Here is a 14,706-nt window from a genome sequence, read left to right as displayed (position 1 = left end):
GTTCAGAACTCCGGCTTCACCACCTTGCCGTCCTTGACCTGGACGACAAAGATGTTGGCATTGTTCTGGCCGCTCTCCTGGCCTTCGGGGCCTTCCTTGAAAAACTTCACATTGCTGTTGACGCCTTTCACCTCCACCTCCCATAGGGCCTTGCGGATGGCGTCAGGCTCGGCCTTGCCGGCTTTCTGAATCGCTGCGGCGATCGTGAGGATGGCGTCGTAGCCGCGCTGGCCTTCTATGCGTCCTGCAAAGACGTAGTCCCGCTTCTCCCATTCCTCCGCGAAGCCGCGCGCGATGTCGGGGTTCGGCGCCATTTCCGGGAACCAGGGCGCAAACAGCACGGTAAAGAAGGCGCCGTCGGCGGCCGAGCCAGCATGGTCGATCGCCTGGTCCGGCGTGGAGGAGGTGGTCGTGGCGATGATGCGCTGCGGCAGCTTAAGCGCCTGAGCCTGCTTGAAGATCAGCGTGAGCTGTTCGATCTCGGTGGTTACCAGCAGGGTGTCGGCGTCCGAGGCCTTGATCTTGGCAAGCTGCGAGGAGACATCGACGGCAGTGGCGTCCATCGTCTCGCGCAATTCGGTGGGCACGCCCTGCTCGGTCAGCATGTCCGAATAGGCGTTGGTGTTGCTGAGACCCCAGTCATTGTTGACGGCCAGGAACGCGGCCTTCTTCATCCCGAACTTCTGGACGAACGGTGCGAACGAGGCGGCAAGCATCTTGCTGGTCGGGGCGATCCGGAAGACCCATGGATTGCCCGACGTGGTGATCTTGCCGGACGACGACGTCTCGACCACCATCGGAACCTCATACTCCATCAGCTTGGGCATCACCGCCAGCGTATGGGTCGAACCCCATGCTCCCATCATGGCTGGAACCTCGTCACGCACGATGAGCTTCTCGGCAACGGCGGCCGCTTCGGTCGGATTGCTCTTGTTGTCCTCGATCACCAGCTCGATCTGCTGCCCCAGGACGCCGCCGGCGGCGTTAATCTGGTCAGCGGCAATCCTGGCGCCGTTCGTCACGTAATTGCCGGACGCCGCGACCGCCCCGGTAAGGGGCTGATTCACCCCTATCTTGATGGTGTCGGCGTAACTGGTGGAACAGGACAGCGCCAGCGCCAAGGCTGATGCGGCCAATACGATGCGGTTCTTCATGCGCTCACTCCCGATGGACGAAGGCCCTCATGCGACGCCGCAAAACTGGGCATGGCTCCGCCGCTTCCGGTGAACCGTTGCGCGGCGCATCGGAGAGTGGGCTTCACAGCTCATAATTTCACAGCGCCCGCAGCGGTGATGCTGCGTAAGTAATAGGATACTTACAAGAGCGAGCTGTCAAGCGCCGGTGATGCCAGGGCTCCGCCAGTTCAGCAGGGGTGTGAAGAGTCGCATGCCGAGGCGAAGGGCCATTGACAACGTCCGTTGTAAAAGAATACTTACTTAGACAACAACGTGATCGGTGTGAGGACGCGATGACAGCCTTGCCTGTGGGGCAGCCAAAGGGCGACGATTTCATCAATTTCGAGCTGTTCAAGAACGAGCTGTTCTCGATCGCGGATGAGATGGCAGTCACGATCTGCCGGACGACATATTCCGGCGTCCTGCGTGACAACATGGATTTCTCGACCGGAATTGCTGATGCGCAGGGCAGGCTGGTTGCCCAAGGGCTCACCCTGCCGGTGCACCTCGGCTCCATCCGCACCGCTCTGGAAGCCGTGATGAACAAGTACGCCGGCGATATTGGCGATGGCGACGTGTTCATCCTGAACGACCCGTTCGAGGGCGGGATGCACCTGCCGGACATCTTCATCCTCAAGCCGATCTTTTCAGGCGGCGAGTTGATCGCCTTCGCTGCCACGACAGCGCACCACGTCGATGTCGGCGGTCATGTTCCCGGTTCGAATTCAGTCAATTCCACCGAGATCTTCCAGGAAGGCCTTCGCATCCCCCCGTTGAAACTGGTCAACGGCGGGAAGCACGACGTCGCGCTCTGGGGCCTCATCCAGTCGAATGTGCGCCTGCCCATTCAGCTATTGGGCGATCTGCGGGCACAGCTTGCTGCCTGCGAAATCGCGCAGCGCAAGGTGCTCGCTCTTACCGATCGCTACGGGCTCGGAGCGGCCCGCTCCTACATGGCCGAGATCACCGATTACACCGAGCGCCTGGCGCGGGCCGCGTTGCGCGAACTGCCCGACGGCGAGTTCGACTTCGAGGACTGGATCGACGACGACGGCATGGATGTCGGCGTGCCGATCCGGCTGTTCGTCACTGTCCGGAAGAAGGGCGAGACGGTCGAATTCGATTGGACCGGCAGCGCGCCGCAGGTGCGAGGTGCGATCAATTGCACGCTCTCGGTCACGGAAGCAGCTTCCTACACGGCGCTGCGTTCGATCCTTCCGGGCGGCATTCCCAACAATGACGGCGTCTTTCGCGTCATACGGACGATCGCGCCGAAGGGCAGCATCGCCAATGTCGCCATGCCGGGCGCCTGCGCCGCGCGAGCCCTGACCGGCTTCCGCATGGTCGACTGCGCCTTCGGCGCATTGTCGAAGATGGTTCCGGACCGGGTATTCGCAGCTTCGGACGGAGGCAATGTGGGTGTCACAGTCGCCGGTTTCGACCGCTCCGGCTCCCGCTTCGTTTATGTCGATTTCTCCTGCGGCACCTGGGGTGGCCGACCCTGGGCGGACGGGATCGACGGGATCTCCAATATTTTCGTGAACATGGCCTCGCAATCGGTCGAACAAATCGAATCCGAACACCCGATCGAGATCCTTGCCTACGAGTTCGCTCAGGATCGCTGTGGCGCAGGAAAATTTCGCGGTGGGGCGCCGTTCTATCGCGACTACCGCATCAAGGTGCCCGATGCCATTCTTCAGATCCGTGCCGACCGGCAGACGATCAGGCCCTACGGCCTCCATGGCGGCAAGGCAGGAAAACCGGGGTCAGTCAGCCTCAACCCGAACACGTCGAACGATCCGATCGGCTCGAAAGTCACGATCAATGTCAGGGAGGGCGACGAATTCCGTTATGTGCTTCCCGGCGGAGGAGGCTGGGGCGACCCGCTTCAGCGTGATCCTGTCGCCGTGTTGAAGGACGTCCGCAACGAGATCGTCAGCGCCTCCGCGGCCCGCCAGGAATATGGCGTGGTCCTGGACGAGGCCACCCTTTCTGTCGACCAGGCTGCGACCGAAAAACTGCGTGCTTCGCTTAGCGCTGAGCGCGGTAACGCGACTGAGTTCGTGAATTGGGTCAATTGATCCTCAACGACAATTTGTGGAACACAAGATGCTGGATAGACCCAAAGCAGCCGCGTGCCGTGTCGGCATCGATATTGGCGGAACCTTCACCGACCTCGTCGTCGTGAACGATCAAGGCGAAACCTTCACGAAGAAGGTCTCCTCGACTGCTGACAACTACGCCCGCGCCATTATCGAAGGCCTTGCCGGCGTCCTGGAGCCGGCCGGCCTCAGCGTCGACCGGATCAGCGAGTTTCTGCACGGCACGACCGTGGGATCGAATACCATTCTGGAGTTGAAGGGGGCACGTATCGGCCTGATCGGAACCAAGGGGTTCCGCGATATTCTGGAAATCCGCAATCTACGCATGCCCAGGCTCTATGATCTGCGCTGGGACAAGCCGGCTCCCCTCGTGGAGCGCTATCTGCGTCTTACCGTCAACGAACGCGTCGATGCCACGGGCGCCATTACCACGCCTCTGTCGCGGAGCGAGGTCGAGGCGGCGGTTCAGCGCCTGCTAGCAGAGAAGGTGGAGGGCATCGCCGTCTGCCTGCTGAACTCCTATGCCAACCCGTCGCATGAAAGGCTGATCGCCGAAGTCATCCGCGAACTGGCACCCGATCTGCCCTACAGCATCAGCTCCGACGTGCTGCCGCAGATGAAGGAATATGAAAGAACCTCGACGACGGTCGTCAACGCATACATCATGCCGATCGTCGCGTCCTATCTGAAGCATCTCGGCGACAGCCTTCGCAACGAAGGCATGAAGGCCCCGATCCTGCTGATGCAGTCCAACGGCGGTTTGACGACGGCCGAGGAGGCCTCCGAAAAGCCCGTCAACATCGTGGAATCCGGTCCGGCGGCCGGTGTCGTCGGCGCTGTGCGCCACGCGGTCAACAGCGGCCATAGCGACATCATCAGCTTCGACATGGGTGGAACCACGGCCAAGGCTTCGGTAGCCGAAAATGGTCAGTTCGTGCTTTCGCAGCAATACTCAGTAGGCGGCGGCATCATGATCTCGTCGCGCCTGCTCACCGGCGGCGGCTATCTGCTCGCCGTTCCGGCGATCGATGTGGCGGAGGTCGGCGCCGGGGGCGGATCCATCGTCTGGATCGATGCCGGCGGATCGATGCAGATCGGTCCCGAGAGCGCTGGCGCCAACCCCGGACCGGTATGCTACAACAAGGGCGGCGATCGTCCGACCGTCACCGATGCCAATGTCATCCTCGGCTACATCAATCCCGAGTACCTCGTCGGTGGCGAGCTGAAACTGGACGCCGCGCGCGCCAGGAACCACTTCGACCGCCTGCTGGCAAAGCCGCTGGGTGTCGATGTCACCACGGCCGCATATGGCGCGCGCCAGATCGCGATCTCCAACATGATCCGCGCCATCAAGGCGGTGACCTCTGAACGCGGCCGCGACCCGCGCGGCTTCACGCTGTTCGCGCTTGGCGGCAACGGCGCGCTGTTCGCCGCCGGCATGGCGAGAGAGCTCGGCATCAAGAGCATCCTGGTGCCACCTTCGGCTGGGCTGTTCTCGGCCTACGGACTGCTTCATGCCGACGTGGAGCACTATTACGGAGAGACCGTGCGCCGGCTGCTGCGCGACATCGAGCCCGATACCTGGCTGCGCAGCTGGTCTCGACTTGAGGACAAGGCGCGCGCCCAGCTGAGCCTCGACGGATTTTCGGAGGACGAAATCCACATTCGGCGCTTTGCCAACATGCGCTACAAGGGCCAGACCTTCGAGATGAACATCTCGCTTCCGGATGGTCCTTTGACCGAAGCGTCACTGGCTACCATCGAGGAGGCGTTCGGCACGGAGCATGAACGTACCTATGGACACCGCGCCTCGCTGGACGAGCCGGTTCAACTGATCAGCATCCAGATCGCTGGTCTCGCGGCACGGCCTGGCTCGGCAAAGCCTGGCAAACCGCAGGCGCATTCCGGCGATCTGCGCGCTGAGCAGCCGCCCCGCAAGGCCTATTTCGGTAGCGAGCATGGCTGGCTCGATACGGCAATAATCCCACGTTCGGCACTCACCGAGCCGCGTCGCGGACCGTGCATAGTCGAAGAATACGACACCACCTGCGTCATACCGCCGAACGCGACTGCGCGGCTCGACGCAATGAGCAACATCATCATCACGCTGGAATAGAAATCCTTGGCGCCGACCCGGAGACAGAGCATGTCCGCAGTTCCAGACGCGCAGAACTCATCTTCACCCTATCTAGCGATGCGCCGACGCCTGTCCGGCCGAGATCGCGGCCTGCGCGAGAAGGTGATGAGCCTTTCGGCGGCGGTGGCGACGATCAGCGATCACGACCACGTGGCGATTGGAGGCAACACGTTTTCACGGACCCCATTTGCACTGATCTGGGAACTGGTTCGGCAGCAGAAACGGCATCTGACTGTCTCACGCAGCATCACTTCTACAGAAGGCGACTTCCTGCTCGCAGGTGGTTGCGTCGACAAGTACATGACCAGCTGGTTCAGCCAGGGCATCATCTGGGGCCTCTCACGCGTGATGCGCGACTACGTAGAGAATGGAAAAGTTACATACGAAGAATGGAGTCATATGAGCCTCGGCATGATGTATCGGGCCGGGGCGATGGGGCTGCCGTTCATGCCGACCAGGGTGATGATGGGCTCCAGCATGCCAGCGGCCCTTGTCACGCATCTCGAGACCATGCGTTGTCCCTATACCGGCGACGAGTTGCTGCTGCTTCCAGCGCTGAACCCGAACGTCGCGCTTATTCACGTCCAGCGTGCGGATGTCTACGGCAACGCCCAGTATGACGGGCTGCCCTTCATGGATGCCGATATTGCGATGGCCGCGGATCGGGTCATCCTGACGACCGAGAAGATCGTTTCCAACGACGAGATCCGGGCGGCACCGGATCACACCAGAATTCCCTTCCTGGCCGTGGATGCTGTCGTCGAATGCCCGTTCGGCGCGGCGCCGCACGAATGCGCCGGGCTCTACGACGCCAATTACAAGCACATGAACGAATATTCTGATCGGCAGCGGACCGGAGGTGTGGAGGGCGCGCTCGGCTATATGCGCGAGCACATTTTCGAGCCGAAGGACTGGCGCTCGTTCGTCGACAAAATCGGCGTGAGCGGTCGGGCATAGGGAGGCGGCAATGAACAACATGAGCAACACGAGAGCCTACACCACGTCCGAACTCCTCTCCGTGATGTGTGGCCGCGCCATGTCCGATGGCCAGATCGTCTTCGCAGGTGTCGGCGTGCCGCTTCTCGGGGCGACGCTGGCGCAAAACCGTCATGCGCCTCATCTCACCATCCTTTTTGAGGGCGGAATTATCGGTCCGTTCATAAAACCAGGGAGGCTGCCGCCCTCCACCAATGAAATGCGAACGGCCGAAAAGGCTAACATGCTGCTGAACGTCACGGACGTCCTGTCCCTGCTGCAGCGCGGCTATGTCGATATCGGCTTTATCGGCGGGGCGCAGATCGACCAGTACGGCAACGTCAACAGCTCCTACCTCGGTGACGTCAGGCGGCCGACGACAAGGCTGCCGGGCAGCGGCGGCGGCAACGACATATCCAGCCTGGTCGAGACCATCGTGGTCATGCCGCACCAGACCAAGCGCTTCGTGGAGAACGTCGATTTCATTACCAGCCCTGGATATGTTTCCGGAGGAAAGTCCCGCGCCGAATCCGGCCTCATTGCTGGAGGGGTGCTAAAGGTCATCACTGATTTGTGTATTTTCGGGTTCCATCCCGAAACCCGGCGGCTTTCGGTCCAGTCTCTGCATCCCGGTGTGTCGCTTGACGACGTGCTGGCAAATATGAGCTTCAGGCCCGAAGTCGCTTCGAGTATCGAGACGAGCGAGCCGCCCCTGCCGGAGGAGTTGGAGTTTCTGCGCTACCTGGACCCAGAGCGGATGTATCTGCGGTAGATGAGCGGTCTATGGTTGACTCCGTCTCCGTCCATTGTGGTCTCGATGCTTAAAATCGGGACAACAATGCTCTGGATGAGCAAAGCAGTCGCAAAGCCGAGCGCGACGTTGGCAGCGTATCCGCAAAGGTAACTGTTCAAGACTGAGAGGAAAGGGGAAGTCATCTAGCCGCCCTCTCAACTGCCAGGCGCGCGGCCTTCATTTCGGCGAACGTGCGGCCTGATCCTTCCAGCACTGCCTCTTTCCCGGTGAAGGCTTGCCAGCGCTCCACCGCGACATCGACATAAACCGGGTTGAGCTCGATGGCGTGGCAGGCACGGCCGCTCATCTCGGCGGCGATGATGGTGGTGCCGGAGCCGGAGAAGGGCTCGTAGACGGCCTGCCCCGGTGAGGAGTTGTTCTCGAGCGGCCGCTTCATGCATTTCCACGGGCTTCTCGGTGCTATGGCCGGTGGAGGACTTGCGGGTGCGGGATCGCCCACACCGTGGTCTGCTTGCGGTCGCCGCACCAGTGGCCTTTCCGGCCCTTGCGCACCGCATACCAGGCCGGCTCATGCTGGAAATGATAGTCGCCGCGGCCGATGATCAGCCGGGCCTTGTCCCAGATGATTTGCAAGCGGATCACAAAGCCTGCCGCTTCCAGTCCCGCCACGAAGACCGCCGAATATTGGGCAACAACCAGACAATATGGGCACCGATCGGAATTCTCTGCAATGGGGGAGTTGATGATAGCGGTTCTGACAGAGGTGTGCTTGCTATTTCGCTTCACAGGTGCCGCTGACGCCAATCATTTGGCAGAGAATTGCGCAAGAGTAGACGTCGCGTTTGAACATCCAGGCGGGCGTTAGGTGACAGGTTTAATGCCACATGTGTGCCTCGTTCACGGCAGTCGTCTTCGCTTACGCTGCTCGCTTCAATGATTTACATGAAATAGATCATATTGTTATAACCTCTTGGGGAACATTCGTCCATAAGCCGTAAACATCACGGTCCCCTGGGAGGAGAACGATCATGAATGCAATTTCGAGACTCTGGATCGCCGCCGTCGCGACTGCGCTGTCACCGCTCGCGGCCCATGCGCAGGACGTGCAACTCACCTATCTGACCCACTGGGCGCCTGACACCGTCGCGCTGCTGGAAAAGGCCGCGGGCGCCTATAGCGCCAAGTACCCGGGCGTGGCGATTTCGGTGCGTGCCGTTCCCTTCGGCGACCTTTTGACCACGATCCGCTCTGGCGGGACCGACGGCCCGACAATTGCCAGCATCTACGATCTTTGGCTGCCCGCGCTGGTGAAGGACGGACTGGTGGCGCCGGCTCCCGAATCCGTGGCGGGGGATGTGACCGCCAACTGGCCTGCCGGCATTGCCGCAGCCGCGAGCGTAAACGGCAAGGTCTATGGCATTCCGAACGAGATCAACGTCTATGCGCTGAACTACAACAAGAAGCTGTTCGCTGAGGCCGGCATCGCGGCCCCACCGAAGACCTGGGACGAACTGAAGGACGCCGCCGCCAAGCTGACCGACGCGTCTGCCGGCCGGCAGGGATTCGGCATGATCAACTCCTGGGCCGCGGGCGTCGTTCACCCCTTCTCGTCGCTGCTCGTCTCCAACGGCGGCCAGCTGATCGCCGACGGCAAGCCGCAACTCGACAGCAAGCAGGCCCTGGAGACCTTCCAGCTCTACGCGACGATGGTCAAGGAAGGCTACTCCGTCGCCGCGATGGGCACCGCCGATGCCAACACTACAGGTCCCTTCCTCGACAATTTCGTCTCCGGCAAGACGGGCATGATCATCATGGCCAACTGGTGGGAAAGCGCGCTCAAGGGCGGTATGGGCGATGCGTTCGAGAACATCGCCACCGCGCCTATTCCGGTCGGGCCGAGCGGCGATAAGGCACGCTCCATCTCCTATTCGTGGCAGACCGTGGTGAATGCGGGCGCCGGTGAGGCGCAACAGAAGGCCGCATGGGAATTCCTCGCCTGGCTCAACGGTCCTGAATCCGGCAAGAACGGTGCTTCGGCCATGGCCGACATATTGCAGTCGATGGGCATCCTGCCGTCGCGCACCTCCGACGTCGAGGCCTACAAGGACGCGCTCGGCCGTCCGTTCCTCGAAGGCTATGTCGCCACGCTCGCCAATGCGCAGGGCTTCCCGATCGTGCTCGGCGGCCAGGAGTTCTCCGAGGCGCTGCAGCAGGTGGTCGAGCAGGTTCAGTACGGCAAGATCACCGCCGAAGAGGCGCAGGCCAACGCCCAGGCCGACGCCGCCTCGATCCTCGAGCGCGCGGCCCAGTAAGCAGGACTGGACGGCGCGTGTGTCGGCATGACGCGCGCGCCGGCCCGTCCTGACCAAACCAATGACAAGCTCCCGAACAGGCGCCACGTGGCTGATGCTGACACCGGCGGTCTCGCTGATCGCGGTGTTCATCTTTGTGCCTATCGTGCTGACGATTTGGCTGTCCTTCCATGAATGGTCGACGCAGACCGGTTTCGGAGCCGCCCGTTTCGTAGGGTTGCGCAACTATCAGGATCTGTTCGGGTCGATCTCGGTCGGCCGCGACTTCAAGCAGGCCTTCCTGAACACGGCGGTCTATACCGGCCTCTCGGTTGTCATCATCCTGCCGCTGTCGGTGATGCTCGGGCTCCTGGTCCACCAGACGCGGGTGGCCGGCGGACATGTGCTGCGCGCCGTACTCTTCTCGACCTACATGGTGCCGATGATCGCAGTGGCGCTGGTCTGGTCGAAGCTCTATTCACCGACCGAAGGGCCGATCAACCAGATCCTGTCCTGGGTCGGCATCGGGCCGCAGCTGTGGCTGTCGTCGCCCGACACTGCACTGTTCTCGATCGTGATCCTCAATGTCTGGCAGCAGGTCGGCTATTTCACCGTGCTGGTGATTGCGGGGCTGACGCAGATCCCGACTCCCCTCTACGAGGCCGCACGGATCGACGGGGCCAACCGCATCCAGGAGTTCTTCGGCGTGACGCTTCCGCTCTTGCGCCGCACGCTGCTGTTCAGCGCCGTCATCGCCGTCATCAACGCGGTGCAGGTGTTCGAGCCGGTGGCGCTGATCACGCAGGGCGGACCGGCAAACGCCACCAATGTGCTGACCTACCACATCCGCCGCGTGGGCATCGAGCGGGCGCAGGGCGGGCTCGGCTCGGCCATGGCGGTGATGCTGATGCTGTCGCTGATCGTCGTTATCGTGCTCATCTTCGCGATGGCCCGGCAGAAGGAGGAGCGCTGACATGAGCGGCGGTATCCTCTTCCGCGGTCCGCGCCCGAGCAAGGCCGACGCCCTGATCTTGCTCTTGATCATCGCGATTGCCGTGGCGGCCGCTTTCCCGCTGGTGTGGATGGTGGTGTCCAGCCTCAAGACGCCGGCCGAAAGCATGCAGACGCCGCCAGTCTGGGTACCCGCAACGCCGAACCTCTCAGCCTTTGGCGAGGTGGCTGGTGTGATCGACGCGCGGCGTTCGTTCTGGAACTCCTTCGTCATCGCCACGGCGACGACTGCCGGCATCCTCATCACCTCGCTGATGGCCGGCTACGCCTTCGCGAAATACCGATTCCGCGGCCGTGAGACGCTGTTTGCGGTCATGATCGCGACGATGTTCCTGCCGCCGATTGTGACGTTGATCCCGCTCTACCGGCTCGTCACCTATATGGGCTTCAACGCCAGCCTGATCGGGGTAATCGTCCCGAATCTGGCTAATGCGTTCGGCATCTTCCTGATGCGGCAGTTCATCGCCGTCGTGCCGGACGAACTGATCGACGCAGCCCGCGTCGACGGCGCGTCGGAGCTTCGCATCGTCTTTTCCATAGTGGCGCCCTCCGTCGTGCCGGCGATCGCGGCACTCGCGCTCTTCGCCTTCGTCTATCACTGGAATGCCTATCTGTGGCCGCTAACCGTGCTGCAGGGCAACACGGCCGAATATCCCATCGTGCTCAGCCTCGGGCGGCTGCTCTCCTACAATCGCGGCGCGATGAACACGGGGCTGGTGATGGCCGGCGCGACGCTCGCCGTGCTGCCGCCGCTGGTGCTGTTCGTGTTCCTGCAGCGTTTCTTCGTCGACAGCATTGTCAGCGCGGGGGTCAAGGGATGAGCGCGCTGGCGATCGACCTCGGCGGCACCAACCTGCGCGCGGGCCTCGTGCAAGGCGAAGCGATCGAGCCTAAGCCGCTCGGGCGCTGGAACGCGCCGGCGAACCTCGAGGAATTTCGCGCCCGCATCGATTCGCTGCTCGCCGAACATGGCGCCACCGAACTCGGCGTCGGCATTCCGGGGCTGGCGCGCGGCACCGTCTGTGCCTGGGTGCCGAACCTGCCTTTCTTGGACGGTGTCGATCTCGCAATGCTGTTCCCCGGCCTCCGCGTGGCGCTGGGCAACGACGCCCAACTCTCCCTACTGGCAGAGGCGGCCGGGGGCGCCGCATGCGAGACGTCTAACGCGATCCTGCTTGCAATCGGGACCGGAATCGGCTCCGCGGTGTTGGCGGACGGGCGCGTCCTGAGAGGCGAGGGCGGTGCCGCCGCCTCGTTTGGCTGGGCCTGCGCCGACCCCCACGATCGAGGCGACGACGCGCATGGCTGGCTGGAACGGAACGCCTCGGGCACCGCGCTCAACCGCATCGCAGCCGGCATGGGTGTAGCCGACGGCCCCGCACTCGTCGCGCTCGCCCGCAGCGGCGATCAGACAGCACGTGCTGCACTCGAACCGCCAATGGCGGCGCTGGGCGCAGCACTCGCAGGCGCCGTTGCGCTGACGGGTTCGCCTCTCGTCATCTTCGCTGGCGGGGTGGCTGACAGCCTCGACGCGCTTGCGCCCTTGATGAGACCGGCGCTTGTCCGTCAACTGCCGCCGCATCTGCGCGATATCCGGCTTGTCGCAGGGCACTTCGGCTCGCGCGCAGCCCTCGCGGGCGCGGGGCTTGCCGCACTCGGGCATTCGATCTGGCTGGAGAACAGGCCATGACGATCAATATCAGGCGTCCGGACCGCTCGCGTCCCGAACCGCTGTGGCATCAAGCCGAGCAGGCGCTACGCGCGCTGATCGCCGATGGCACATGGCCGGACGGCACCCAGCTTCCCAATGAGGGCAAGCTCGGCGAGATGCTGGGGGTGAGCCGCATTACCATCCGACACGCCCTGCGCAATATCGAGGAATCCGGCCTGCTTCTGCGGGAACACGGCCGCGGCACCTTCGTGCGGACGTCGACCGTGACGGCGGGCGTTCGTGGGCTGACCAGTTTTACCCAGGAGATGAGCGATCGCGGCCTCGTCGTAGGTTCGCGCGTGCTCGAAATGGTGGAACTGCCGGCCACGCCGGAAATGGCGAGCGCGCTGGAGATCGCCGAAGGCGAGACGGTTGTGAAGGTGCGGCGGCTGCGAGCCGGCAACAACCAGCCGATCGGCATCCAGACCGCCTTCATGCCGGCCGCACGCGTGCCGGGCTTCCTCGGCATCGGCGAGCCTGTGCCGTCGCTCTATGAAGTGCTGAAGAACCGGTTCGGTATTTCGCCGCAGGTGGCCCGCGAAATCTACCGCGTCGGAACTGTCTCCGCTGAAGACGCGGCATTGCTGGAGGTTGAGGCGGGCAGCCCCGCCTTCGTCGTGCAGCGCATCACGTCGGACGCCCGCGGGCCGTTCGAATACACCGTCTCGACCATGCGCGGCGACCGATACGAAATCCGGTCGCGGCTACAAGTGTAACCATCAAGGAAAGGCAAATTCACCATGTCATCCCTCTACATCAGCCGTCTCGTGCAACTCGCAGAACGGGCGGCGGCCGAGAACGAGGCGGCCTTCGAGCAGGCGGCCAATGCGCTGTCGGCAACTCTCCAGCAGGAGGGGCTCATCCATCTCTACGGATCGGGGCATTCGGTGCTCCCGGTGCAGGAAACTTATCCCCGCTACGGCAGCTACGTCGGCTTCAATCCGCTGACCGACCCACGCGTGATGTGGCACAACATACTCGGCGCGGGCGGCGTGCGCGAACTTCTGTGGCTTGAGCGCACCGAGCGCTATGCGGAAAAATTTCTCGACCACCAGCCGCTCAATCCCGGCGACAGCATTGTCATCTTCGGCCACAGCGGCCGCAACGCGTCGGGGATTGACGCCGCCATCTATGCGAAGAAGCGCGGCATCACGGTCGTGGCGATCACCGCCAAGGCAAATCTCGACAAGCCGGCGACGCATACCTCCGGCCTCAGACTGGCCGATGCTGCCGACATCGTCATAGACACCTGTGCACCGATCGAAGATGCCATCGTGTCTGTTGACGGCTGGTCGCGTCCGGTCGCCGGTTCCTCCACCGTGCTCGCCATGATGATGATGCACGAACTCGTCGCCCGCACGGCACAGAAGCTGGGCGAGAAGGGCATCGAACTGCCGACCTTCGCCTCGCCTACCATAGCCGGCGTCACACTGCACGACACCGATCAGATCTACGGGATCTATCGTGAGCGTATGATCAAGGCCCAGGAGAAACATCTCGGCTTTTTCAAGCAGCGCATGCGCGGCGAGTAGACATGACAAGGCGCGCGTCCACGTAAGCGCCCACCGCCGCAGTCAGAGAGGGGCCGGCATGGTAACCGGGAATGGCTTTCCTCGCGCCAGAGTCCGTAGGGGCTGAGGTCAAGAACCGCCGGGCAGACCCAACTTAGCTGTAGTGCTTGACACTCAGCCGACAGGAGCTTTCGGGTGGCAGGCCCACATGTTGCGTTGTCGACGGAGTTCGGTCGTCCCTGTGCGCCCTTATGCCATCCACGAGCTTGGTCGGATGCGCCGCATCTGCGGCCGCCTGCTTCGGAGCGTACCTGTCTGCGGTGGCGGCGTGGAAGGACTTGATGCCGCGGTAGTCTCTTCTGACGGTCCCGCTGCGTGGCTCTGGTAGCCGCCCGAACTCTGCCTCGAGATCGGCCCAGTACGATGGCGGCCAGCGGTCGGCGCCGATCAGCCAGGCGGCGGCGCGGGCATAGACGCGGCAGTCGAGGGCTTGGTTGCGTTCCCGCAGCTTCTGCCATTCCAGGCGCGAAAAGCCGCGTTTGGTTCTGACCGTCACCAGTTGCTCGCCGAGAAACTGCTTGCACCATTCGCTGTCGATCCAAGCGGGCAGATGGATGGTGCCGGCCGGATATCGTGTTGGCGGTGCGGGCCTGCAGGAAGGTGGGAGCCACCCACAGTTGGAGCCGACAGGCCCTGCTCGCGCAGCGTCTCTCCGACCGCAGATAGCGCCGCTTCTGGCACCGGCTTCAACCTCGCCCGGCTGGGGGGCGGGCGCTGCTTGGCGGGATCGGTCATCGCCGCCCGGCGCGCATCGGAGCCTGCCGCATCGATCGAGCCATCCGCAAACAGCACCAGCCGGCCGGCAATGCGCCCCTTCTGCACGGCGCCGCGCGAGACGCCGGCATGTCGCGCATAGTGCCGCTCGCTCATGCCCTGCATGGCAGCCATTACGATGCTGAACCCTGGCGCACCGCCTGCCGGCCGGTAAACCGCTGCCAGCGCTCCACCGCCACATCGCAGTAGCGCGGGTCGAGTTCCA

Annotated in this window: 15 protein-coding genes; 10 read left to right on the top strand and 5 right to left on the bottom strand. The window is 63.0% G+C overall.

Going from position 1 to position 14,706, the window contains the following annotated elements; all coding sequences use genetic code 11:
- Window positions 1-2: 2 nt before the first annotated feature.
- Complete coding sequence (locus tag HUI96_RS23705) at window positions 3-1,154, bottom strand: ABC transporter substrate-binding protein (protein WP_188257191.1); 1,152 nt, start codon at window positions 1,152-1,154, stop codon at window positions 3-5.
- Between the two features lie 314 nt (window positions 1,155-1,468).
- On the opposite strand from HUI96_RS23705, the gene HUI96_RS23700 reads away from it, so the two are divergent.
- Genes HUI96_RS23700 through HUI96_RS23685 form a run of 4 tightly spaced genes read left to right on the top strand, consistent with a single transcriptional unit; the run spans window position 1,469 to window position 7,161 of the window.
- On the top strand, window positions 1,469-3,256 hold the full coding sequence (locus HUI96_RS23700) for a hydantoinase B/oxoprolinase family protein (RefSeq protein ID WP_188257190.1): 1,788 nt from the start codon (window positions 1,469-1,471) through the stop codon (window positions 3,254-3,256).
- 28 nt (window positions 3,257-3,284) lie between these two features.
- A complete protein-coding gene (locus tag HUI96_RS23695; RefSeq protein ID WP_188257189.1) occupies window positions 3,285-5,393 on the top strand; it encodes a hydantoinase/oxoprolinase family protein in 2,109 nt (702 codons plus the stop codon).
- Window positions 5,394-5,423: 30 nt separating this feature from the next.
- A complete protein-coding gene (locus HUI96_RS23690) occupies window positions 5,424-6,371 on the top strand; it encodes a CoA transferase subunit A (protein WP_188257188.1) in 948 nt (315 codons plus the stop codon).
- Between the two features lie 19 nt (window positions 6,372-6,390).
- Window positions 6,391-7,161, top strand: a complete 771-nt coding sequence (locus HUI96_RS23685; protein WP_188257277.1) for a CoA-transferase subunit beta — start codon at window positions 6,391-6,393, stop codon at window positions 7,159-7,161.
- Window positions 7,162-7,321: 160 nt separating this feature from the next.
- On the opposite strand, the gene HUI96_RS30320 is transcribed toward HUI96_RS23685, so the two are convergent.
- Window positions 7,322-7,579 (bottom strand): DNA methyltransferase, encoded by a 258-nt coding sequence (locus HUI96_RS30320; protein ID WP_188257187.1) that lies wholly within the window; start codon window positions 7,577-7,579, stop codon window positions 7,322-7,324.
- Window positions 7,580-7,602: 23 nt separating this feature from the next.
- Window positions 7,603-7,812, bottom strand: a complete 210-nt coding sequence (locus tag HUI96_RS30315; RefSeq protein ID WP_188257186.1) for a hypothetical protein — start codon at window positions 7,810-7,812, stop codon at window positions 7,603-7,605.
- Between the two features lie 359 nt (window positions 7,813-8,171).
- Between HUI96_RS30315 and HUI96_RS23670 the strand changes: the two genes are divergently transcribed.
- The 6 genes from HUI96_RS23670 to HUI96_RS23645 all read left to right on the top strand — a co-directional run bounded on the left by HUI96_RS23670 (window position 8,172) and on the right by HUI96_RS23645 (window position 13,688).
- Window positions 8,172-9,455: an ABC transporter substrate-binding protein gene (locus HUI96_RS23670; protein ID WP_188257185.1), complete on the top strand. Its 1,284-nt coding sequence runs from the start codon at window positions 8,172-8,174 to the stop codon at window positions 9,453-9,455.
- Between the two features lie 94 nt (window positions 9,456-9,549).
- On the top strand, window positions 9,550-10,407 hold the full coding sequence (locus tag HUI96_RS23665; RefSeq protein ID WP_337918602.1) for a carbohydrate ABC transporter permease: 858 nt from the start codon (window positions 9,550-9,552) through the stop codon (window positions 10,405-10,407).
- Window position 10,408: 1 nt separating this feature from the next.
- Window positions 10,409-11,266 (top strand): carbohydrate ABC transporter permease, encoded by an 858-nt coding sequence (locus tag HUI96_RS23660; RefSeq protein WP_188257183.1) that lies wholly within the window; start codon window positions 10,409-10,411, stop codon window positions 11,264-11,266.
- Entirely contained in the window at window positions 11,263-12,135 is an 873-nt protein-coding gene (locus tag HUI96_RS23655; protein WP_188257182.1) for an ROK family protein, read from the top strand. Before HUI96_RS23660 ends, HUI96_RS23655 begins: the two co-directional genes overlap by 4 nt.
- Window positions 12,132-12,872, top strand: coding sequence for a GntR family transcriptional regulator (locus HUI96_RS23650; protein ID WP_188257181.1), 741 nt, complete (start codon window positions 12,132-12,134; stop codon window positions 12,870-12,872). The genes HUI96_RS23655 and HUI96_RS23650 overlap by 4 nt, the downstream gene beginning before the upstream one ends.
- A gap of 24 nt (window positions 12,873-12,896) precedes the next feature.
- On the top strand, window positions 12,897-13,688 hold the full coding sequence (locus HUI96_RS23645; protein ID WP_188257180.1) for a sugar isomerase domain-containing protein: 792 nt from the start codon (window positions 12,897-12,899) through the stop codon (window positions 13,686-13,688).
- 133 nt (window positions 13,689-13,821) lie between these two features.
- Here HUI96_RS23645 and HUI96_RS29575 read toward each other — a convergent pair whose 3' ends face one another.
- Together HUI96_RS29575 and HUI96_RS29570 are read right to left on the bottom strand one after the other, a co-directional pair.
- The gene (locus HUI96_RS29575; protein WP_337918608.1) at window positions 13,822-14,265 is read right to left on the bottom strand and encodes a terminase gpA endonuclease subunit; all 444 of its coding nucleotides are present in this window, start codon (window positions 14,263-14,265) and stop codon (window positions 13,822-13,824) included.
- Window positions 14,220-14,615, bottom strand: a complete 396-nt coding sequence (locus HUI96_RS29570; RefSeq protein ID WP_237684349.1) for a hypothetical protein — start codon at window positions 14,613-14,615, stop codon at window positions 14,220-14,222. The genes HUI96_RS29575 and HUI96_RS29570 overlap by 46 nt, the downstream gene beginning before the upstream one ends.
- Window positions 14,616-14,706 lie beyond the last annotated feature (91 nt).

Origin of the sequence: Pseudaminobacter soli (ex Zhang et al. 2022) (assembly GCF_014595955.1) — a bacterium.
Taxonomy (GTDB): Bacteria; Pseudomonadota; Alphaproteobacteria; order Rhizobiales; family Rhizobiaceae; genus Kumtagia; species Kumtagia pseudosoli.
Note: the sequence above shows the minus strand (reverse complement) of the source record. Positions and strands in the feature narration are given on the sequence as shown.

Excerpts from the sequence above, each read along its gene's own strand:
- HUI96_RS23655 (WP_188257182.1), top strand. The coding sequence starts at position 11,263 with ATGAGCGCGCTGGCGATCGACCTCGGCGGCACCAACCTGCGCGCGGGC.
- HUI96_RS23645 (WP_188257180.1), top strand. The coding sequence starts at position 12,897 with ATGTCATCCCTCTACATCAGCCGTCTCGTGCAACTCGCAGAACGGGCG.
- HUI96_RS29570 (WP_237684349.1), bottom strand. The coding sequence starts at position 14,615 with ATGGCTGCCATGCAGGGCATGAGCGAGCGGCACTATGCGCGACATGCC.
- HUI96_RS23670 (WP_188257185.1), top strand. The coding sequence starts at position 8,172 with ATGAATGCAATTTCGAGACTCTGGATCGCCGCCGTCGCGACTGCGCTG.
- HUI96_RS23690 (WP_188257188.1), top strand. The coding sequence starts at position 5,424 with ATGTCCGCAGTTCCAGACGCGCAGAACTCATCTTCACCCTATCTAGCG.
- HUI96_RS23705 (WP_188257191.1), bottom strand. The coding sequence starts at position 1,154 with ATGAAGAACCGCATCGTATTGGCCGCATCAGCCTTGGCGCTGGCGCTG.
- HUI96_RS23660 (WP_188257183.1), top strand. The coding sequence starts at position 10,409 with ATGAGCGGCGGTATCCTCTTCCGCGGTCCGCGCCCGAGCAAGGCCGAC.
- HUI96_RS23700 (WP_188257190.1), top strand. The coding sequence starts at position 1,469 with ATGACAGCCTTGCCTGTGGGGCAGCCAAAGGGCGACGATTTCATCAAT.
- HUI96_RS23650 (WP_188257181.1), top strand. The coding sequence starts at position 12,132 with ATGACGATCAATATCAGGCGTCCGGACCGCTCGCGTCCCGAACCGCTG.
- HUI96_RS23665 (WP_337918602.1), top strand. The coding sequence starts at position 9,550 with ATGCTGACACCGGCGGTCTCGCTGATCGCGGTGTTCATCTTTGTGCCT.
- HUI96_RS23695 (WP_188257189.1), top strand. The coding sequence starts at position 3,285 with ATGCTGGATAGACCCAAAGCAGCCGCGTGCCGTGTCGGCATCGATATT.
- HUI96_RS23685 (WP_188257277.1), top strand. The coding sequence starts at position 6,391 with ATGAGCAACACGAGAGCCTACACCACGTCCGAACTCCTCTCCGTGATG.
- HUI96_RS30320 (WP_188257187.1), bottom strand. The coding sequence starts at position 7,579 with ATGAAGCGGCCGCTCGAGAACAACTCCTCACCGGGGCAGGCCGTCTAC.